18 protein-coding genes are annotated in these 18,558 nt (G+C 74.5%); 13 read left to right on the forward strand and 5 right to left on the reverse strand.

What is annotated here, in order from left to right:
- From IE329_RS17935 to IE329_RS17980, 10 genes are all read left to right on the forward strand, one after another.
- Nucleotides 1-1,506: thioesterase domain-containing protein (locus tag IE329_RS17935; RefSeq protein WP_229927545.1), on the forward strand; the 1,506-nt coding region annotated here is incomplete at its 5' end.
- Nucleotides 1,491-2,255, forward strand: coding sequence for an SDR family NAD(P)-dependent oxidoreductase (locus tag IE329_RS17940; protein WP_190211913.1), 765 nt, complete (start codon nucleotides 1,491-1,493; stop codon nucleotides 2,253-2,255). The genes IE329_RS17935 and IE329_RS17940, both read left to right, overlap by 16 nt.
- Nucleotides 2,256-2,320: 65 nt before the next feature.
- On the forward strand, nucleotides 2,321-2,746 hold the full coding sequence (locus IE329_RS17945) for an ester cyclase (protein WP_190211914.1): 426 nt from the start codon (nucleotides 2,321-2,323) through the stop codon (nucleotides 2,744-2,746).
- Nucleotides 2,747-2,931: 185 nt separating this feature from the next.
- Nucleotides 2,932-3,336, forward strand: a complete 405-nt coding sequence (locus IE329_RS17950) for a nuclear transport factor 2 family protein (RefSeq protein ID WP_190211915.1) — start codon at nucleotides 2,932-2,934, stop codon at nucleotides 3,334-3,336.
- A gap of 177 nt (nucleotides 3,337-3,513) precedes the next feature.
- The gene (locus tag IE329_RS17955) at nucleotides 3,514-5,172 is read left to right on the forward strand and encodes an ABC transporter substrate-binding protein (RefSeq protein WP_190211916.1); all 1,659 of its coding nucleotides are present in this window, start codon (nucleotides 3,514-3,516) and stop codon (nucleotides 5,170-5,172) included.
- A gap of 1 nt (nucleotide 5,173) precedes the next feature.
- Complete coding sequence (locus IE329_RS17960) at nucleotides 5,174-6,112, forward strand: ABC transporter permease (protein ID WP_190211917.1); 939 nt, start codon at nucleotides 5,174-5,176, stop codon at nucleotides 6,110-6,112.
- A 4-nt stretch (nucleotides 6,113-6,116) separates the two neighbouring features.
- Complete coding sequence (locus tag IE329_RS17965) at nucleotides 6,117-7,007, forward strand: ABC transporter permease (protein WP_190211918.1); 891 nt, start codon at nucleotides 6,117-6,119, stop codon at nucleotides 7,005-7,007.
- The gene (locus IE329_RS17970) at nucleotides 7,004-8,779 is read left to right on the forward strand and encodes an ABC transporter ATP-binding protein (protein ID WP_190211919.1); all 1,776 of its coding nucleotides are present in this window, start codon (nucleotides 7,004-7,006) and stop codon (nucleotides 8,777-8,779) included. The genes IE329_RS17965 and IE329_RS17970 overlap by 4 nt, the downstream gene beginning before the upstream one ends.
- Before the next feature lie 2 nt (nucleotides 8,780-8,781).
- Nucleotides 8,782-9,669, forward strand: a complete 888-nt coding sequence (locus tag IE329_RS17975; RefSeq protein WP_229927546.1) for a metallophosphoesterase family protein — start codon at nucleotides 8,782-8,784, stop codon at nucleotides 9,667-9,669.
- Entirely contained in the window at nucleotides 9,666-10,310 is a 645-nt protein-coding gene (locus IE329_RS17980) for a 4'-phosphopantetheinyl transferase family protein (protein ID WP_190211920.1), read from the forward strand. The genes IE329_RS17975 and IE329_RS17980 overlap by 4 nt, the downstream gene beginning before the upstream one ends.
- A 111-nt stretch (nucleotides 10,311-10,421) precedes the next feature.
- Here IE329_RS17980 and IE329_RS17985 read toward each other — a convergent pair whose 3' ends face one another.
- From IE329_RS17985 to IE329_RS17995, 3 genes are read right to left on the reverse strand one after another with little or no spacing between them, the layout of a single operon-like run.
- Nucleotides 10,422-12,131 (reverse strand): CocE/NonD family hydrolase, encoded by a 1,710-nt coding sequence (locus IE329_RS17985; RefSeq protein ID WP_190211921.1) that lies wholly within the window; start codon nucleotides 12,129-12,131, stop codon nucleotides 10,422-10,424.
- Complete coding sequence (locus IE329_RS17990) at nucleotides 12,121-12,567, reverse strand: ester cyclase (RefSeq protein WP_190211922.1); 447 nt, start codon at nucleotides 12,565-12,567, stop codon at nucleotides 12,121-12,123. The genes IE329_RS17985 and IE329_RS17990 overlap by 11 nt, the downstream gene beginning before the upstream one ends.
- Before the next feature lie 18 nt (nucleotides 12,568-12,585).
- Entirely contained in the window at nucleotides 12,586-13,959 is a 1,374-nt protein-coding gene (locus IE329_RS17995) for a flavin-containing monooxygenase (protein ID WP_190211923.1), read from the reverse strand.
- Nucleotides 13,960-14,097: 138 nt separating this feature from the next.
- Here IE329_RS17995 and IE329_RS18000 point away from each other — a divergent pair, with 138 nt between their 5' ends.
- Nucleotides 14,098-14,526, forward strand: coding sequence for an ASCH domain-containing protein (locus IE329_RS18000; protein WP_190211924.1), 429 nt, complete (start codon nucleotides 14,098-14,100; stop codon nucleotides 14,524-14,526).
- Nucleotides 14,527-14,583: 57 nt separating this feature from the next.
- Nucleotides 14,584-14,949: a hypothetical protein gene (locus IE329_RS18005; protein WP_190211925.1), complete on the forward strand. Its 366-nt coding sequence runs from the start codon at nucleotides 14,584-14,586 to the stop codon at nucleotides 14,947-14,949.
- Between the two features lie 51 nt (nucleotides 14,950-15,000).
- Here the strand turns inward: IE329_RS18005 and IE329_RS18010 are convergent, their stop codons facing one another.
- The gene (locus IE329_RS18010; protein WP_190211926.1) at nucleotides 15,001-15,393 is read right to left on the reverse strand and encodes a hypothetical protein; all 393 of its coding nucleotides are present in this window, start codon (nucleotides 15,391-15,393) and stop codon (nucleotides 15,001-15,003) included.
- A 407-nt stretch (nucleotides 15,394-15,800) separates the two neighbouring features.
- On the opposite strand from IE329_RS18010, the gene IE329_RS18015 reads away from it, so the two are divergent.
- On the forward strand, nucleotides 15,801-16,874 hold the full coding sequence (locus tag IE329_RS18015; protein ID WP_190211927.1) for a YhjD/YihY/BrkB family envelope integrity protein: 1,074 nt from the start codon (nucleotides 15,801-15,803) through the stop codon (nucleotides 16,872-16,874).
- A gap of 84 nt (nucleotides 16,875-16,958) precedes the next feature.
- Here the strand turns inward: IE329_RS18015 and xylB are convergent, their stop codons facing one another.
- On the reverse strand, nucleotides 16,959-18,395 hold the full coding sequence (gene xylB, locus IE329_RS18020; protein ID WP_190211928.1) for a xylulokinase: 1,437 nt from the start codon (nucleotides 18,393-18,395) through the stop codon (nucleotides 16,959-16,961).
- Between the last annotated feature and the right edge of the window lie 163 nt (nucleotides 18,396-18,558).

The raw sequence follows: 18,558 nt of genomic DNA on the forward strand, positions 1-18,558 counted from the left end.
GTCCGTCGGCACGCCGAGGGCCTGCCGGCCCAGTCCCTGGCCTGGGGCCAGTGGGCCCGGGCCAGCGGGGTCACCGCCCACCTGGGCGAGGCCGACCTGCGGCGCGCGGCCCGGGCCGGCGTCCGGCTGATCTCCGACCAGCAGGGCGCCGGGCTCCTGGACGCGGCCGCGCTGCTGGACACCCCCTACCTGGTGCCGGCGCCGCTCGACCTGGCCGCCGTCCAGCGCGGCGGGCAGCCCGTGCCGGCGCTGCTCCGCGGGCTGGTCCGGCCCGCCCGACGGGCCGCGCGGGCCGCCGCCCAGGAGGGCCCGGCGCTGCCGGCCCGGCTGGCCGGGCTCGGCGAGCCGGAGCGGGAGGCCGTCCTGCTGGAGCTGGTGCGGGCCGAGGTGGCCGGTGTGCTGGGCGCGGACGCCGAGGCGGTGACGGGCGCGCGCCCGTTCAACGACCTGGGCCTGGACTCGCTCTCGGCCGTCGAACTGCGCAACCGCCTCACCGCGCTGACCGGCCTGCGGTTGCCGCCGACGGTGACCTTCGACCACCCGACCCCGGCCGTGCTCGCCGCCCACCTGCGGGAGTTGCTGGGCGACCTGGCCGAGCAGCCGGCTGCGCCGGTGGCTGCCGGCCCGGCGGCGGAGCCGCAGCACCCGCTCTCCTCGCTGTACCGGGCGCTCGCCGCGCAGGGCAGCTTCGCCGAGGCCTCCGCGCTGATCGGCGTCGCCTCGGCGCTGCGGGCCCGGTTCCCCGCCGAGGAGCGGGCCGCGCACACCCTGGCGCCGATCCGGCTGGCCTCGGGGGAGGGCGAGTTGGCGGTGGTCTGCTTCCCCGCCCTGAGCGCCATCTCGGGGCCGCACGAGTACGCCCGCTTCGGCCACACCTTCCAGGGCGAGCGCGATGTGTTCGTGCTGCCCTCGCCCGGCTGGGCGCCGGGCGACCACCTGCCGGACAACCTCGACACCTACCTGCGGATGCAGGTCGACACGGTGCGGCAACTGCTGGGCGAGGAGCGGCCGTTCGTGATCGTCGGCCGGTCGATGGGCGGCTGCGTGGCGCACGCGGTGGCGGCCCGGCTGGAGGCGGAGGGCCGGTCGGTGGCGGGTCTGGCACTGATCGACGCGTACCCGATCGACAGTGCGGTCCGGGAGGGCATGGGCGAGTGGTGGCTGACCGCCATGCTCAGCGGGATGCTCGACCGGATCGAGCAGTACGACATGGTCTGGAGCGACGCCAGCCTCACCTCGATGGGCGGGTACAACACCGTCTTCGCGGACTGGCGCCCCGAGGAGATCACCACCCCGACGCTGGCCGTCCGGGCGGACACCCCCCTGCGGGGCACCGTGATCGACCCGACCGGGCGGCACGACTGGCGCGCCTACTGGCCCGTCCAGCACGAGGTGGTGGACGTCCCCGGCGACCACTTCACCGTGCTGGAGCAGCACACCCCGACGACGGCGGACGCCGTCCGGCAGTGGATCGAGAAGAGGGAACAGGAATGGTCAACCCGGTAGTACTGGTCACCGGCGCGGCGTCCGGCATCGGCGAGGCGACGGTCCGGCTGTACGCGGAGCGCGGGCACAACGTGGTCGCGGTCGACGTGGACGAGCGCGGTCTCGCCGAGCTGGAGAAGCTGGACGGCGTGGCGACCCTGGCCGGCGACGTCTCCACCGAGGAGACCAACGCGGGCGCGGTGCGGCTCGCCCTGGAGCGGTTCGGGCGGCTGGACGCGGCGGTGCTCAACGCCGGGATCGGCGGGGCGGGCCCGCTGGAGTCGGCCGGGTCGATCGAGCGCTTCGACCGGCTGTTCGCGGTGAACGTGCGCGGCGTCGCGCTCGGCATCAGGGCGGCCGTGCCGGCCCTGCGGGCGGCCGGCGGCGGCTCGATCGTGGCGACCTCCTCGGTCTCCGGGCTGCGCGGCGACCCGGGCACCTGGGGCTACAACGCGACCAAGGCGGCCGTGATCAACCTGGTCCGGGCCGCCGCGATCGACTACGCGGCCCAGGACATCCGGATCAACGCCATCGCGCCCGGCGGCACGGTGACCGCGATGACCGGCAGCCAGGTCGCCGACCCGCAGTTCTCCCGCCTGATCACCAGCAGGATCCCGGCCCAGCGCTGGGCCGACGCCCGCGAGCAGGCCGAGGTGATCTGGTTCCTGACCTCCCCGGCCGCCTCGTACGTGACCGGGGTGACCGTCCCGGTCGACGGCGGCCTGAGCGCCAACGGCGGCATCCTGCCGCCGCCCGCCCGCACCGCCTGATTCCCCTTTCCGTCCGCCCACCGATTTTCCGTCCGCCCACCGATCCGTTTTCGACGAGGAGAGACATGAGCACCATCGAGGACAACAAGGCCCTGGTCCGCCGCTACTACCACGAGCTGGTCAGCGAGCAGCGGATCGACCTGCTGGAGGAGCTGATCGCCGAGGACGCGGCCGACGAGACGGTGGTCGGCCCGGGCGGCGCCGGCACCCGGGAGGACTTCGTCGGACACCTGCGGGTGCTCTGGGCGAACGTGCCGGACGTCCGCGCCACCGTCGAGGACCTGGTCGCCGAGGGCGACCGGGTGATCGCGTTCTGGCGGATCGAGGGCACCCACGCGGGCCCGGTCTTCGGGGTGCCGGCCACCGGCAAGCCGTTCAGCGGGTTCAGCATCAGCACGCTGACCATCCAGGACGGCAAGGTGGTGCGCTACAACGTGCTGCCCGACCGCCTGGGCATCATCACCCAGCTGGCCGGCGCCGGGGCGCACTGACCCCTCCCCGCGCCAGCGCCGTCCCCACCCGGCCCGCGGCTCCCACCCCCCACCCGTACCGCCCGCTGTCCGCACCGCTGCCCGGCCGGCCCCACCCGGCCGGGCAGTTCCGTCCCCCACCCCGTCCGTCCCGTCCCGTCCCGTCCGTCCCGTCCCGTCCCGTCCCGCCGCACCGAGGAGCCACCATGGCCACCGAACTGACGCTCACTCAGACCGAAGAGATCCGGCGGCTGTTCGCCCTGTTCTCGCACGTCTTCGACAACGGCGAGGTCGACGCGCTCGACCAGGTCTTCGCCGCGGACGGCGCGATCGAACTCGCCCGCACCGGTTCGGTCTTCCAGGGCCTGGACGCCATCCGGAAGTTCAACCTGAGCCTCGGCGAGCACTCGCCGGACCACCACACCGTGGACACCGTGCTCTCGGTGGACGAGGACGGCACCGTCCGGGGCCGCAGCCGCTACCTCGCGATCCTGCCCGACGGCAGTCTGCACAACGGCGACTACTTCGACGTGCTGGTGCACACCGAGGCGGGCTGGCGGATCGCCTACCGCAGGTCCGTCCCGCGCTACCCGCTCGCCGGCCTGCACTGAGCGGCCCGTCCCGGCCGGGGTCCGGCTGCGGCCGTGAGGGGTCGTGTGGGGTCGGGCCCCGGGGCCGTGACTAAGGGTCCGGTAGGGGCCCGCTAGGGGTGCGACGGCGAGCGGCGGATCGCTAGTTTCTGATCATCCCCCCGACGCGGAAACCCTGAAAACAACGGAGTCACCGGCATGCCCAGATCTGTCCGCAGACCGTCCGCCCTGATCGCCGCCGCCGCGGCCGGGACCTTGCTGCTCGCCGGGTGCGCCTCCGGCGGCGGCTCGGCGGCCGCCGGCGGCGACGCGGCCAAGCCCGTCGAGGGCGGCTCCCTCACCTACGCGGTGGACACCGAGCCGGTGTCCTTCGACATCCACGCCAGCTCGCAGGACATCACCGGCGCCATCCAGCGCAACGTCTTCGACTCCCTCGTCCGGCAGGACGACAAGGGCGAGTTCCACGCCTGGCTGGCGAAGACCTGGGAGATCGCCGCCGACCTGAAGAGCTACACCTTCCACCTGCGCGACGACGTCAAGTTCACCGACGGCACGGTCTTCGACGCCGAGGCGGTCAAGGTCAACTTCGACCGGATCGTGGCCAAGGACACCAAGTCGCAGTACGCCTCCAGCCTGATCGGCCCCTACACCGGTACGGACGTCATCGACGCGCACACGGTGAAGGTGAACTTCTCCGAGCCGTTCGCGCCGTTCCTCCAGGCGGCCAGCACCCCCTACCTCGGCTTCTACTCGCCGGCCACCATCAAGGAGAACGGCCCCAAGCTGGGCTCCGGCGGCGCGGTGGACATCGGCACCGGCCCCTTCGTCTTCAGCGGCTACACCAAGGGCCAGAGCGCGGTCTTCACCAAGAACCCGGCCTACAACTGGGCCCCCGAGGGCTCCGCGCACCAGGGCGCGCCCTACCTCGACAAGCTCACCGTCCGCTTCCTCAGCGAGAGTTCGGTCCGGATCGGCGCGCTGAACAGCGGCCAGGTGCAGGTCGCCGACGCCGTCCCGCCGGCCGACGTCAAGACGCTCAAGGCCGACTCCCGGATCCAGCTGATCACCAAGGCCACGCCGGGCGCCAACTACGGCCTGGTGCTGAACACCACCCAGGCGCCGCTGAACGACCCGCTGGTCCGCAAGGCCATCCAGCGCGGCATCGACGTGGACACCGACATCAAGAGCGTCTACTTCGGCGTGTACGAGCGCGCCTGGAGCCCGATCTCCCCGACCACGCCGTACTACGACGCCTCGCTGGAGAAGAGCTGGCCGTACGACCAGGCGCAGTCCAACTCCCTGCTGGACCAGGCCGGCTGGACGGCCCGTGACGCCGACGGCTACCGCACCAAGGACGGCAAGCGGCTCACCGTCGAGTGGCCGCTGATGCCCGCCGAGTACGTCCGCGACCAGCGCGACACCCTGGGCACCGCGATCCAGGCCGACCTGAAGAAGATCGGCGTCGAGATCACCCGCCCCCGGCTGGACATCGGCACCTACATCAAGAAGGTCTACGCCGGCGAGGAGGGCATCGCCGACTACAGCTGGGCCCGGTTCGAGCCGGACGTGCTGCGGCTCTACTTCAACAGCGCCAGCGACCCGCGCAAGGGCGGCCAGAACGCCACCTTCTACAAGGACGCCGACCTGGACACCTGGACGGACGCCGGCAAGGCGACCCTGGACAAGGCCGTCCGGCAGGACGTCTACAGCAAGACCCAGAAGAAGGCCGTCGACCTGGCCCTGTTCGTGCCGCTCTACGTCCGCACCGCGGTGGCCGGCGCCGGCACCGACGTGCACGGGCTGCGCTCCGACCCGAACACCTGGCTGAACTTCTACGACACCTGGCTCGGGAAGTGACATGACCCCCGGATCCTTGTTCCGCGCCGTCGCGAAGCGGCTGGCCGGCGCCGTCGCGGTACTCCTCGGCGCCGCCACGGTCGCCTTCACCGCCCTGCAGCTGATCCCCGGCGACCCGGTGACGGTGATGCTGGGGCCCGGCACGGCGGCCACCCCGGAGATCAAGGCGCAGATCAGGGAGCAGTACGGACTCGACCAGCCGGTCGCCCTGCAGTACCTGCACTACCTGGGCAACCTGCTGCGGGGCGACCTCGGCGAGTCCTACCAGTTGCAGCGGCCGGTGGCCGGCCTGATCGGTGACCAGCTCTGGCCCACCGTCCAACTCGCCCTGGCCGCCCTGGCGCTGGCCGTCGTCCTCGCGGTCACCGCCGCGGTGGCGACGGCCGGCCGCCGGCCCGCACTGCGGGCGGTCGCCTCGCTGCTGGAGCTGCTGACCGTCTCCAGCCCGCCGTACTGGATCGGCATCCTGCTGCTCACCGCCTTCTCCTTCCAACTGCGGATCTTCCCGGTCGCCGGCGACCAGGACCTCTCCGCCCTGGTGCTCCCCGCCGTCACCCTGGCGCTGCCGCTGACCGGCGTGCTCGCCCAGGTGCTGCGGGAGGGGCTGGAGGCCGCGCTCGGCCAGCCGTTCGCGGTCACCGCCCGCTCCCGGGGGCTGAGCGTCACCGCCGTCCGGCTGAAGCACGCCCTGCGGCACGCCGCCGTCCCGCTGGTCACCCTGGTCGGCTGGCTGACCGGCTCGCTGCTGGGCGGGGCGGTGCTGGTGGAGACCGTCTTCGCCCGCCCGGGGATCGGCGCGCTCACCCTGCAGGGCACCACCAACAAGGACATGCCCCTGGTGATCGGTGTGGTCCTGCTCTCCGCCTTCGTCTTCGTCCTGCTGTCGACCCTGGTGGACCTGCTGTACACCGTCATCGACCCGCGCCTGAGGACCGGCTGATCACATGACCTCCATCGACACCGCCCCGGCGCCCGACACCGCCCGGCCGCTGCCGGCCGGCCGCTCCCGGCTCCGGCTGCCGCGCGCGGCAGGCGGCCCCACCCTGGTACTGGCCTCCGCCGTGCTCGCGCTGATCGTGCTCGCGGGCGTGGCGCCGGGCCTGTTCACCAGCACCTCGCCGATCGAGACCGACCCGGTCAACGCGCTCGTCGCCCCCGGCGGTGCGCACTGGTTCGGCACCGACCAGCTCGGCCGGGACCTCTTCTCCCGGGTGCTGTACGGCGCCCGGCCCTCACTGCTGCTGGGCCTCGGCGCCACCCTGTTCGCGGTGGCCGGCGGCGCCCTGCTCGGCATCGCCGCCGCGCTCGGCGGCAAGTACGCCGACCAGGCCCTGATGCGCCTCGCCGACGTGCTGCTCTCGCTGCCGCCGATCCTGCTGGCCCTGCTCGCGGTCATCGTGCTCGGCACCGGCTCCGGCAACGTGATGGCCGCCATCGCGATCGCCTTCGTCCCCGGCTACGCCCGGATCGTGCGCGCCGAGACCCTGGTGGTGCGCCGCTCCGGCTACGTCGAGGCGGCGGTCGGACTCGGCCTGCCACGGCCGCTGCTGATCGTCCGGCACGTGCTGCCGAACGCGCTCGGCCCGATGCTGGTGCTCGCCACCGTCGGCTTCGGCTCCTCGCTGATCGCCGCCTCCGGCCTCAGCTTCCTCGGCCTCGGCCCCGAGCCGCCGTCCCCCGAGTGGGGCGCGATGCTCTCGCAGGGGCGCGGCTTCCTGGCGACGGCCTGGTGGATCGGGGTCTTCCCGGGCGCCGCGATCACCCTCACGGCCCTCGTCGTCAACGCGGTCGGCCGCCGGGCGCAGGCCCGCTTCACCAGGAGGACCACCCGATGAGTCTGCTGCGCGTCGACGGCCTGGACGTCTCCTTCGGGGCCGTCCGCGCCGTCCGGGACGTCTCCTTCACCCTGGACCGCGGCGAGTGCCTGGCGATCGTCGGCGAGTCCGGCTCCGGCAAGAGCGTCACCGCCCGCACCCTGGTCGGCCTGGCCGGCGACCGGGCCGCGATCGCCGCCGGCGCCCTGGACTTCGACGGGCTGGACCTCGCCACGCTCACCGAGACGCAGTGGCGCGCGGTGCGCGGCCGCCGGATCGGGCTCGTCCTCCAGGACGCCCTGGTCTCGCTCGACCCGCTGCGCACGGTCGGCGCCGAGGTCGCCGAACCGCTGCGGGTGCACGGCCTGCTGCCCCGCGCCGGGACCGGGGAGCGGGTGCTGTCGCTGCTCGCGGACGTCGGGATCCCCGAGCCCGGGCGGCGCGCCGCCCAGTACCCGCACCAGCTCTCCGGCGGCCTGCGCCAGCGCGCGCTGATCGCCTCCGCCCTCGCCGGCGGCCCCGAACTGCTGATCGCCGACGAGCCCACCACGGCCCTGGACGTCACCGTCCAGGCGCAGGTGCTCGACCTGCTCAGGGGGCTGAAGGACCAGGGCACCGCGCTGCTGCTGATCAGTCACGACCTTTCGGTGGTGGCCAGGCTCGCCGACCGGGTCGCCGTGATGTACGCGGGCCGGATCGTCGAGAGCGGCCGCACCGCGGACGTGCTGGCCGACCCCCGCCACCCCTACACCCGCGCCCTGCTGGACGCGGTGCCGGCCACCCACGCCAAGGGCACCCGGCTGGCCGCCCCGCCGGCCGACCGGCCCGCCGCCGGCCCGGCCGGCTGCGCGTACGCGACCAGGTGCGCCGCCGCCGACGACCGCTGCCGGCAGGCCCTGCCGGCGCCGGACGAGCAGGGCGCCCTCTGCTGGCACCCCGGGCCGGGCGCCGGCCCGTCGCCGGTCGCCGTCCGGCTGCGCACCCGCGCCGCGGAGCCGGCGCCGGAGGAGGCGCCGCCGCTGATCGAGGCCGACCGGATCTCCAAGCGGTTCCGGGCGCCCGACGGCAGCGCCTACGACGCGGTCAAGGAGGTCTCGCTGACCCTGCGGGCCGGCGAGACCCTGGGCGTGGTGGGGGAGTCGGGCTCGGGCAAGACCACCGCGGCCCGGATCGTCCTCGGGCTGCTGGAGCCGGACGCCGGCACCGTCCGCTTCGCCGGTGAGCCGTGGAGCGGGGTGCCCGAACGACGGCGCCGGGCCGCCCGGTTGCGGATCCAGGCGGTCCAGCAGGACCCGCTGGGCTCCTTCGACCCGCGGTTCGACGTGGAGCGGGTGGTCGGCGAGGCCGTCGCCCGGGCCGGGGTGCCGCGCGGCAGGGCGCGCCGGGCCAGGGTGACCGAACTCCTCGACCGGGTGGGCCTGCCGGCCGCGCTGCTGGAGCGCCGGCCCACCGAGCTGTCCGGCGGCCAGCGGCAGCGGGTGGCGATCGCCCGCGCGCTCGCGCCGGACCCGGACGTGGTGGTCTGCGACGAGCCGGTCTCCGCACTCGACGTCTCCGTGCAGGCGCAGATCCTGGATCTGCTGGCGGATCTGCAACATGACCTGAATCTGGCCCTGTTGTTCATCTCGCACGACCTCGGAGTGGTGCACCATGTCAGCGACCGGGTGGTCGTCATGAAGGGCGGCCGCGTGGTGGAGACCGGCGACGTGACCGAGGTCTTCGCGAACCCGGCCGAGGACTACACCCGCGAACTGCTCGCGGCGGTCCCCGGCGGCAACCTGCTGAGGAGCTGACAGTGACGACGACGCCCGGCAAGGACAACGACCTCCAGGAGCGGCCCCGGACCGGCGGCCGCCTGCTGGCCGTCAGCGACCTGCACGTCTCGTACCAGGAGAACCGTGCGATCGTCGAGGACATCCACCCCACCGGCCCGGACGACTGGCTGCTGGTGGCGGGCGACATCGGCGAGCGGACCGCGGACATCGAGTGGGTGCTAGGGCTGCTGGCCGGCCGCTTCGCCCGGGTGGTCTGGGTACCGGGCAACCACGAGCTCTGGACGCACGAGAGCGATCCGGTCGGGCTGCGCGGCGAGCAGCGCTACCAGCACCTGGTGGCGCTCTGCCGCCGGCTCGGCGTGCTCACCCCGGAGGACCCGTACGAGGTGTTCACCGGTCAGGGCGGGCCGGTCCGGGTCGCGCCGCTGTTCCTGCTGTACGACTACACCTTCCGTCCGCCGGGCACCCGGAACAAGGAGGAGGGCCTGGCCTACGCCCACCGCACCGGGATCGTCTGCAACGACGAGTACCTGCTGCACCCGGACCCGTACCCGAGCCGGGAGGCCTGGTGCCGGGCCCGGGTGGAGTGGACGGAGCACCGGCTGGCGGACTGCCCGCCCGGGGTGCCGCTGGTGCTGGTCAACCACTACCCGCTGGTCCGGGACCCGATGAACATCCTGCGCTACCCCGAGTTCGCCCAGTGGTGCGGCACCGAGGCCACCGCCGACTGGCACCGGCGCTTCCCGGTGGCGGCGATGGTCTACGGCCACCTGCACATCCCCCGCACCACCTGGTACGACGGCGTGCGCTTCGAGGAGGTCTCGCTCGGCTACCCCAGGGAGTGGCGGGCCCGGCCCTCGCAGCGGCCGTTGCTGCGCGAGATCCTGCCGGCGGTGACCCCCGTATGATCGCGGACCTGCTGGCGAGCCCGGTGGTGACGGCCGAGCTGTTCGGCGACTCGGTGGCCGTCCTCTACCCGGAGGAGGCGGCGGCGATCGAGCACGCCGTCGACAAGCGCCGCCGGGAGTTCACCTCGGTCCGGGTGTGCGCCCGCCGGGCGCTGGCCCGGCTGGGCCGCCCGCCGGTCCCGCTGGTGCCCGGCACGGACGGTGCCCCGGACTGGCCGGCCGGCATCGTCGGCAGCATGACGCACTGCGACGGTTACCGGGCCTGCGCGGTGGCCAAGTCGGAGGCGGTCGCCGCGCTGGGGATAGACGCCGAGCCGCACCTGCCGCTGCCGCCCGGGGTGGAGGAGGCCGTCACCCTGCCCGAGGAGCGCGAGCACCTGGCGCGACTGGCCGCCCGGTTCCCCGGAACGGCCTGGGACCGGCTGCTGTTCTCGGCCAAGGAGTCGGTCTACAAGACCTGGTACCCGCTGACCGGCCGGCCGCTGGGCTTCGAGGAGGCCAGCGTGGAGTTCGAGCCGGACGGCACCTTCACGGCGCGGATCCTGGTCGAGGCCCCGGTCGACGGGTTCACCGGCCGCTGGCTGACCGGCGGGACGCATCTGCTGACGGCCGTCGTCCACCCGCGGCCGGCCACCGGCTGACCCGCCGGCTGACCCGCCGGCCGGCCGCACCGCGCGAGGGCGCGACGGTGCGAGGCACGCCGGCCACGAACAGGCCCGGCCGGTGCGCGCTGCCGCACCGGCCGGGCCGGCTCAACCGCCGTGCGGCAGCACGTCGAGGGTGATCCGGGACGGGCGCTCCGGCGAGTGGTGCACCTCCTGCCGGGCGGCCAGCAGGCGGACGGCGGTGGCGGTCGGCTCCCCGCTGCCGGGGTTCCGGGCGAACCGGGGGTGCGCGCCGCTGGACACCTGCAGCCGGATCCGGTGGCCGGCCCGGAACCGGCAGGCGGTCGGCGCGAGGTCGAGCACCAGCGTGAGCACCCCGTCCACCTCTCCGGGGGGCACGGCGGGGGAGCCGGGGCGCACCCGCACGAGGCCGTCGGTGATGTCCACCGAGCGGCCGTCCGGGTGGACGTCGCAGAGCCGGGCGAAGAAGTCGGTGTGCGCGCGGTCGGACCGTACGTGCAGTTCGGCCGTGACCTCGCCGACGACGTCCAGGTCGGCCTCCAACGGGCCTGTGGTGAAGGTGAGTACGTCCGCGCGGGCCTCCAGGGCGCGGTTGTCCCGGGGGCCCGCGCCGGTGCCCGTCCAGGCGCCGCCGACGGCCGGGGTGGGGTCGGCCGGGTCGTAGCGGTAGTGGTCCGGCGCGCTCGGCGGCGGCGGTCCGGGGTCGAGCCGGCCGCCCGGGTGCAGGTACCAGCTCCGCGGGGCCGCCCGCGGCGGCGGCCAGGAGTCGAAGCCGCGCCACTGCTCGGCGCCGAGCAGGTACAGGCGCACCGGGTCGGGTTTCGGGGTGCCTGTACCTGCGGTACGGGCCGGTGCGGCCGGGCCGTCCGGGAAGATCCCGGCGAGCCAGTCCAGCGAGTCGGTCATGAAGGTCTGCCACCAGCGGCCGAGGGCCGCGTGCGTCCAGGGCCCGACGGTCAGCCGGGGCGCGGCCCCGGCGGCCCGGAGCAGGGCGTACTGGCGCAGGGTCTGCGGCAGGAAGGCGTCGTACCAGTTGCCCTGGAGCAGCACCGGGACGCCCGCGCCCCGGACCAGCGCGGCGGAGTGGTCGGAGGCCGTCCAGTAGGGGTCGTCCTCGCGCTCGTGCGCCAGCCAGGCGTCGAGGTGCGGGTACTCGCGGCCGAGGGCCCGGGCGGCGGCCGCGCCGAGCGGCAGCTCCCGGTAGGCGGTCCGCTGCAGGTTCCGCTTCTCGCGCAGCTGGGTCAGGGTGTCGCGGACCGGGCCGCGCTTGGGGTGACTGATCATCGAGGCCCAGCCGGCCATCGTGTCCAGCGCGAACGCGCCGCCGGGCCAGGCCACCTGGGAGTACTCGTGCGGCCCCATCTGGACCACCGCGCCGCGCATCCCGTCCGGCGGGTCGGCCAGCAGCGCCCACTGCACGTAGCCGAGGTAGCTCGCCCCGATGGTGGCGAACTCGCCCGGGTACCAGTCCTGCCGGCCCATCCACTCGACGGTGTCCCGGCCGTCGGCGGCCTCCTGGACCCACGGGTCGAGCACCCCGCCCGAGCCGAAGGTGCCCCGGCAGCGCTGCACCAGCACCTGGTAGCCGCGCTCGGCGTACAGCCGCCCGTAGAGCAGGCCGATCGGCAGGTCCCAGCCGTAGAGGTTGCGCACCAGCAGGGTCGGCGGGCGGCCGCCGCCGGCCGGGGCGTAGTGGTCGGCGAGCAGTTCGACGCCGTCCCGCATCGGCACCCGCAGGTCCCGGGTCACCCGGACACCCCGGCCGGTGGCGGGCGGCAGCCGCAGCAGCCGGGCCGCCGCCCGCGCGGCCAGCGCGCCGCCTCGCTCAGCCCGCATGCAACAGCCCCAGGGTGAAGAGCAGTTGCAGGTTCTCGGCGGCGCTCCACCACTCGACGACCCGGCCCTGCTCGATCCGCAGGATGTCGATGCCCCGGTTGGCGACCGGGGTGCCCGGCGCCGCGGTCGCCTCCGGCAGGCCGCCGCGGTAGGTGCCGGCGAAGCGCCAGCCGCCGGTGAGGTACGCGCCCTCGGCGACCGGTCCGACCTCGGTGGTGTAGGTCAGCTCGGCGATGCCCTGGACGCCGCCGATCAGCGCCAGGGCGCTGTCCCGGTCGCCGATCAGGCTCGGGTCGATGCTGTCCGACAGCTTGGGGGAGTGGACGGTGATCCGGTCGGCGAGCAGCTCCTTGCCGATCGCGAGGTCGCCGTTCCACAGGGCGATCCACTGCTCCCAGATGCGGTGGGCCTCGGCGTGGGTGGGGTCGGTGGTCATGCTCTCTCCTTCTGCCGCTCAGCGGGACCCGGCGGGGGCCGGCCTGCGGGCGGGGTCGGTGGTGGCGGAGTCCGTGCGGTGCGCGGGGGCGGTGCCCCCGGTGGCGAGGTGCCGGGTGCGGTCGCGCAGCAGCTGGCGCAGGTAGCGGTAGACGTCCAGCTCGACGGTGAGCCGGGGGGTCGCCGAGTAGCGCCGCCGGACCTTGCGCTCGTCGGCCGCGATCTCGGCCTCCATCGCCTCCCGGCCGGGCAGCCGGGTGCGGCCCTCGATCAGGTCGGCGGTCCACTCGGCCTGGGCCTCGGCGACCGGGGTGATCGCGCTCAGCGTCTTGGCGAAGCCGAGGAAGAACAGCCCGTCGTGCCCGGGCATGACGACCCGGCGGAAGAGCCGCATCGGGCCGGTCATCACCGGGGTGAGGGCGGCGGGCAGGAAGGGGAAGCTGAACTTGAAGCCGGTGCACCAGACGATCGCGTCGAACTCCTCGACCGAGCCGTCGGTGAACCGCACCCGCTTGCCGCCGTCGAACCGCTCGATGCCGGGCCGGACGCCGATCCTCCCGGCCTTGACGGCCGGCAGGTACCCCTCGCAGGTGGCGGGGTGGGTGCGCAGGGCGAGGTGGCCCGGGGCGGCCAGCCCGTACTTGCTGATCCGGCCCTGCATCAGCCAGAGCATGGCGGTGAGCGAGAGGCTCTGGACGGCGGGCGGCACGTACTTGGCGAACGGCAGGTTCACCTCGTCGGCCGGCTTGCCGAAGAAGTACTTGGGGGTGATCCAGAAGCCGCGGCGGGCGCTGGAGACCACCCGGCCCGCCACGGTGGAGAGTTCGGTGGCGATGTCGCAGGCGGTGTTGCCGAAGCCGACCACCAGCACCCGCCGGTCGCGCAGCGGCCCGGCGCTCTTGTAGTCCTTGCTGTGCAGCTGGCTGCCGGTGTACTCGCCCTGGTAGGCGGGCTCGGGCCACTTCGGGTCCCAGTGGAAGCCGTTGGCGACCAGGACGTGGGAGTACCGGTGCGTCTGCCCGTCGTCCAGCGTGACCAGGTAGCCGTCGCCGTCCTTGGCCACGGCGGTCACCGAGGTCCGGAACCGGATGTGCGGGCGCAGGCCGAAGTGCTCGGTGTAGCGCTCCAGGTAGTCGAGCATCTGCGGGTGCCCGGGGAACAGCGGATAGTCCTTGGGCATCGGGAACTTGGGGAACCCGCTCATGTCCCGCGAGCTGTTCAGCTCGATGGAGTCGTAGACGGCCGAGGTCCCGCTGTCGTTGCGGAACCGCCACTGGCCCCCGACGTCGGAGCCCTTCTCGTACACGTCGAACGGGATGCCCCGCTCGCTCAGCACCTGCGCGGCGGCGAGCCCGCAGACCCCGGCCCCGATGACGCACACCCTTGACGACATCCGATCCCGCCGCTCTCTCGTGAACTCCATTGGTGGTGAGGAGTGTTCGTGGACCGGCTAAAGACGTCCTTGTGTTCGGCGCCGGGCCGCCCGGTAATTCACGGGCCGCCGTACCGCCGGCTCGGTAGCGTGCCCGGCATGAGCCTCGAAGACCTTCCCGTGGTGGAGTTCGCCTTCCCCGGTCCGCTGCGGGACCAGCTGGTCGCCGCGATCCTGTCCGGCGCCAAGACCTCCACCTCCGGCCTGGTGCTGGAGTACGAACGGGAGAACCAGCCACTGCCGGAGCCGGGCGAGCGCGCGGCGGTGATCGACTCCCAGGGCCGCCGGGTCGCCGCGATCGAGCTGACCGAGGTACGGGTGGTCCGGCTCGCCGACGTCGACCTGCGGCACGCCCTGGACGAGGGCGAGGGCTACCGCTCGGTGGCCGAGTGGCGCGCCGGGCACGAGAGCTTCTGGCACAGCGCCGAGATGCGGGCCGAGATGGGCCCCGACTTCACGGTGGCCGACGACACCCTGGTGGTGGCGGAACGCTTCCGGCTGGTGGAGCCGGGCCAGGGCAGGCCCTAGGACCGTTCCCGCCTGGCTTCGCGACCGTGTCGGCCCCGCGGTCTACGCTGGCTGGCCATGGGCTATGACGTGTACATCACGCGGCGTGAGAACTGGTGGGACCAAGAGGGCGGCTACATCAGTACGGCGGAGTGGGAAGCCGCGGTCGAGGCCGATCCCGACCTCGTGATGGTTCCGATTCCGGAAGGCTGGCAGGGGAGTACTGAGCCGGTCGCCGAGACCGTCCCGGGGAAGGCGGCGGAGTCGCGCAGTGAGCCCCTGTGGTGGAGGGCCGGGCGGATCGCGGCCAAGAATCCGAGCGACGCCATGGTCACGACGATGTGCCAGGTGGCGAAGGTACTGGACGCGCGGGTTCAGGGCGACGACGGTGAGTACTACGAGGACGGTGTCCTGATCGACGACGGGACCGGCTCCCTGAAGTAGGGCTGTGGTCGGACACCAGGGCGGGCACGTCCTGGCGACCGGCGACGAGGCCTAACGGCCCTGATCGTCCGTAGCGGTGCGGACGCGCAGCATGTCGCGGACCATGTCCAGACGTGCCGCGCCATGGCTGCGAAAGTGCTTGATGCCGTGGCCGATCTCGTCGAGGACCGTCAGGCCGCGTTCGTCGCCGCGCAGGGCCAGGCCGGCCGCGGCTTCGAGCCTGACGGCAAGATGCGGGTCCGCCAGGTGTGCCGCCATCACGGCGCGGAGCTCCGGGCTGTCGACGGGGACGCAGTGGTCGGCGCCGAGGCGCACGGTGATGTCGAGGGTGCCGTCGAAGTCCCCGGCGAAGGTGCTCCCGGGGGTGGCCGCGAGCTGTTCGGCCGTGAAGGGCCAGGTGGCGTCGGTGCGCCGGTCGGCGCTGACGAAGTAGCTCGATCCCATCGTCGGGTCCTCGATCGGTGCGGGCCTGGGGGCAGGGTGCTTCCGGCGGCTCTCGGCCGGTCCCTCGTCATCTGATCCTGCATGCCGTCCTCGCCCGGCGGGGCCGGAATCCGGGATCCGCCCGTGCGTGCGAAGGGCCGGCGCCCGGCGGGGCGGAACCGCCCGGTGCACGGGCGGGTGTGCGGCGGCTGGACGGTTGGCTGCCCATATGATCCCTTATGTCCCTTTCGGTGCTGTGCGGGCGCCCCTCCGGGAGTCCGGTGCCCGCCGGTCGCCGAGCACGCCGCCGAGTCGAGGAGCGCGGACCGCATGAGGCCAGGAACGCGAGCCAGGGCCACCGTCCGACCCGGGGGCGCGACCGGCGCCCGGACGGACCACGAGGGGCCGGAGTCACCAGGAGGTGCGCGATGAGGGACGCCCTGCAGGCCAAGGCCCTGCGGCTGACCCGGCGGTTCGAGAAGCACCTGCCCGTGCTGAGCCGGGTCGCCGGCCGGCTGGTGGAGGTGAACGTGCTGGAGGCGGCCACCCGGCTGGCCGCGCAGTGCTTCCTGACGGCCATGCCGCTGCTCTTCGTGATGGCCTCGCTGGCGCCCAAGGGCTTCGAGGACCAGGTGATCAATTCGCTGCGTTCGGCCTTCGGCCTGTACGGCAGCGCCGAGACGCAGCTGCGCCAGCTCTACCAGGGCAACGACGACCAGCTGCGGGAGACCGTGGGCGCGATCGGTCTGCTGATGGCCCTGCTGTCGGCGACGGCGTTCAGCCGCGCCATGCAGCGGGTCTGCGAGCGGGCCTGGCAGCTGAGCAAGGCGAGCGCCCGGATCGCGGCCTGGCGCTGGCTGGTCTGGGTCGGGTCCTGGCTGGTGATCCTGGTCCTTCAGGGGCCCCTGCGGGAGGGCTTCGGCGCGGGCCAGATCCTCGGGATCCCGCTGACGCTGGTGGCGAGCGTCCTGGTCTGGTGGTGGACGCAGTTCCTGCTGCTGAGCGGGCGGGTGCGCTGGCTGCCGCTGCTCCCCGGGGCGCTGCTCACCGGGGTGGCGATGAGCGCCATGTCGGTGACGGCCCGGCTCTACATCCCCGGCGCGCTCAACCGCAGCCTGTCCGAGTACGGCGCGCTGGGGCCGGTCTTCACCCTGCTGTCCTGGCTGATCGCGCTGTGCGCCGCCGTGACGGGGTGCATCACGGTCGGTGCGGTCCTGGCCCAGGAGCCGTTCCTGGCCCGGCTGCTCGGCACCCCGTCCGGGACGGGGCGGCCGGCCGCGTTCGGCCGCCCGCCGGTCGCACCGGCCGGGCCCGCCGCACACGGCGGCGCGGCCGGTGCCCCGGGCCCGGCCGGTGCACCCGGAGCGCCTGGCACAACCGGCACGTCCGGCACAACCGGTACGTCCGGGCCGGACGCCGGCCCGCCGCCGCCCCCGGCCCCTTCCCGGGCCGCGCTGCCGTACGCGCCCCCGGCCCCGCAGGGCGGGGACTGCGGCCCCTGAACGCTGGAGCCGCGCGGGCGCAGACCCCGTCCTACCTCCGTCCGGCGCCCGTCCCGTCTCCGTCCGGCGCCGGACGGAGGGCCGTCACTTCTCCCGGAGCAGCGGCTCGGCCCGGGTCAGGGTGTCGGCCAGCCGGGCCACGGCGGCCTCGTCCCGCTCCACCGGCTCGTACAGCGGGCCGTCGGCCGTCCGCCAGCGGCGGGCCACCTCCTCGGGGCGCTCGCCGGTGAGCAGCGCGGCGGCCTGGGCGGCCGCGCCGAGGGCGACCAGCTCGCGTCCGGCGGGCACCTGGACGGCCCGGCCGGAGAGCCTGCGCACGGTGTCGCGCCAGGCCCGGCCCTGGGCACCGCCGCCGATCAGCAGGATCGGCGCGTCCGGGTCGGCGGGCCCGCCGCCGGCCCGCAGGACGTCGTCGAGGGCGGTGAGCAGGCTGTGGGCGGCGCCGTCGTAGGCGGCCTGGAGGATCTGCCCGGCGGTGGTGTCGTGCCGCAGCCCGTGCAGAAGCCCGGTGGCCTCGGGCAGGTTGGGGGTGCGCTCGCCGTCCAGGAAGGGCAGGACGACGACGCTGCCGCCGGGCTCCACCGCGCCGCGGTCGCGGCCGAGCAGGGCGGCGATCCGGTCCACGGCCTGGGTGCAGTTGAGGGTGCAGGCGAGCGGGAGCCAGCCGTCCGAGGCGTGCGCGAAACCGGCCACGGTGCCGGTCGGGTCGGCGGGGCGGCCGCGGGTGGCGGCGTAGACCGTCCCGGAGGTGCCGAGGCTGAGCACCGGGCGGCCGGCGGTGGGTCCGGCGCCGAGGCCGAGGCCGAGGGCGGCGGCCATGTTGTCGCCGGTGCCGGTCGCGACCCGGGTGCCGGGTGCCAGCGGGCCGTCGGCCGCCGCGGTGCCGGCCGTCCGGCCGGGGGACAGGACCTCGGGCAGCAGGGCCGGGTCGAGGCCGACGGCGGCGAGGATCTCCTGGTCGTAGCCGTCGGCGGTCCACCAGCCGGTGCCCGAGGCGTCGCCGCGGTCGGTGACGGCCTCGCCGGTGAGGCGTTCGGTGAGGTAGTCGTGCGGGAGCCGGACGGCGGTGGTGGCGCGGGCCGCGCCGGGCTCGTGGGCGGCGAGCCAGGCCCACTTGGCGACGGTGAAGGCGGCGGTGGGCACGCTGCCGGTCCGGCGGGCCCACTCCGTCGCGCCGAGCCGGGCCACCAGCTCGCGGGCCTCGGGCGCGGAGCGTACGTCGTTCCAGAGCATCGCCGGGCGGACGGGCCGGCCGGCCGCGTCCAGGGTGACCAGGCCGTGCTGCTGGCCGGCCACCGAGACCGCGGCCGCGGTACCGGCGTGGCCGGTGCCGGCCAGGGCGGCGCAGAGCGCCTGCCACCACTGCTCGGGGTCGCTCTCGCGGGCGCCGCCCGTTCCGGTGACGGTGTGCGGGGCGCGGCCCTCGCCGAGGACGGCGCCGGTCTCGACGTCCACGGCCAGGGCCTTGGTGGCCTGGGTCGAGCTGTCCACGCCGATCACCACGCGGGCGGTTGCTGTCATGGCTGCTGCGTCCTTCGCTTGTTGCGGTGGGTGGCGGGCCGCGCACGGCGGTGGGCGTGCCGGGCGGGGTCCGGGCGGTGCTGGGTCCGGGCAGTACTGGATCCGGCGGTGCTGGATCCGGCGGTGCGGGGCCGGGCGGGCGGGATCCGGTCGGGCGCGGGGC

It is taken from the genome of Kitasatospora indigofera, from assembly GCF_014655955.1.
GTDB classification, from domain to species: Bacteria; Actinomycetota; Actinomycetes; order Streptomycetales; family Streptomycetaceae; genus Kitasatospora; species Kitasatospora indigofera.

Bases quoted from the DNA above. Each gene is read 5' to 3' on its own strand.
- IE329_RS17960 (WP_190211917.1), top strand. From the start codon at position 5,174: ATGACCCCCGGATCCTTGTTCCGCGCCGTCGCGAAGCGGCTGGCCGGC.
- IE329_RS18000 (WP_190211924.1), top strand. From the start codon at position 14,098: ATGAGCCTCGAAGACCTTCCCGTGGTGGAGTTCGCCTTCCCCGGTCCG.
- IE329_RS17940 (WP_190211913.1), top strand. From the start codon at position 1,491: ATGGTCAACCCGGTAGTACTGGTCACCGGCGCGGCGTCCGGCATCGGC.
- IE329_RS18010 (WP_190211926.1), bottom strand. From the start codon at position 15,393: ATGGGATCGAGCTACTTCGTCAGCGCCGACCGGCGCACCGACGCCACC.
- IE329_RS18005 (WP_190211925.1), top strand. From the start codon at position 14,584: ATGGGCTATGACGTGTACATCACGCGGCGTGAGAACTGGTGGGACCAA.
- IE329_RS17965 (WP_190211918.1), top strand. From the start codon at position 6,117: ATGACCTCCATCGACACCGCCCCGGCGCCCGACACCGCCCGGCCGCTG.
- IE329_RS17985 (WP_190211921.1), bottom strand. From the start codon at position 12,131: ATGCGGGCTGAGCGAGGCGGCGCGCTGGCCGCGCGGGCGGCGGCCCGG.
- IE329_RS17950 (WP_190211915.1), top strand. From the start codon at position 2,932: ATGGCCACCGAACTGACGCTCACTCAGACCGAAGAGATCCGGCGGCTG.
- IE329_RS17970 (WP_190211919.1), top strand. From the start codon at position 7,004: ATGAGTCTGCTGCGCGTCGACGGCCTGGACGTCTCCTTCGGGGCCGTC.
- IE329_RS17990 (WP_190211922.1), bottom strand. From the start codon at position 12,567: ATGACCACCGACCCCACCCACGCCGAGGCCCACCGCATCTGGGAGCAG.
- IE329_RS17995 (WP_190211923.1), bottom strand. From the start codon at position 13,959: ATGTCGTCAAGGGTGTGCGTCATCGGGGCCGGGGTCTGCGGGCTCGCC.
- IE329_RS17955 (WP_190211916.1), top strand. From the start codon at position 3,514: ATGCCCAGATCTGTCCGCAGACCGTCCGCCCTGATCGCCGCCGCCGCG.
- IE329_RS18015 (WP_190211927.1), top strand. From the start codon at position 15,801: ATGAGGGACGCCCTGCAGGCCAAGGCCCTGCGGCTGACCCGGCGGTTC.
- IE329_RS17945 (WP_190211914.1), top strand. From the start codon at position 2,321: ATGAGCACCATCGAGGACAACAAGGCCCTGGTCCGCCGCTACTACCAC.
- IE329_RS17980 (WP_190211920.1), top strand. From the start codon at position 9,666: ATGATCGCGGACCTGCTGGCGAGCCCGGTGGTGACGGCCGAGCTGTTC.
- xylB (WP_190211928.1), bottom strand. From the start codon at position 18,395: ATGACAGCAACCGCCCGCGTGGTGATCGGCGTGGACAGCTCGACCCAG.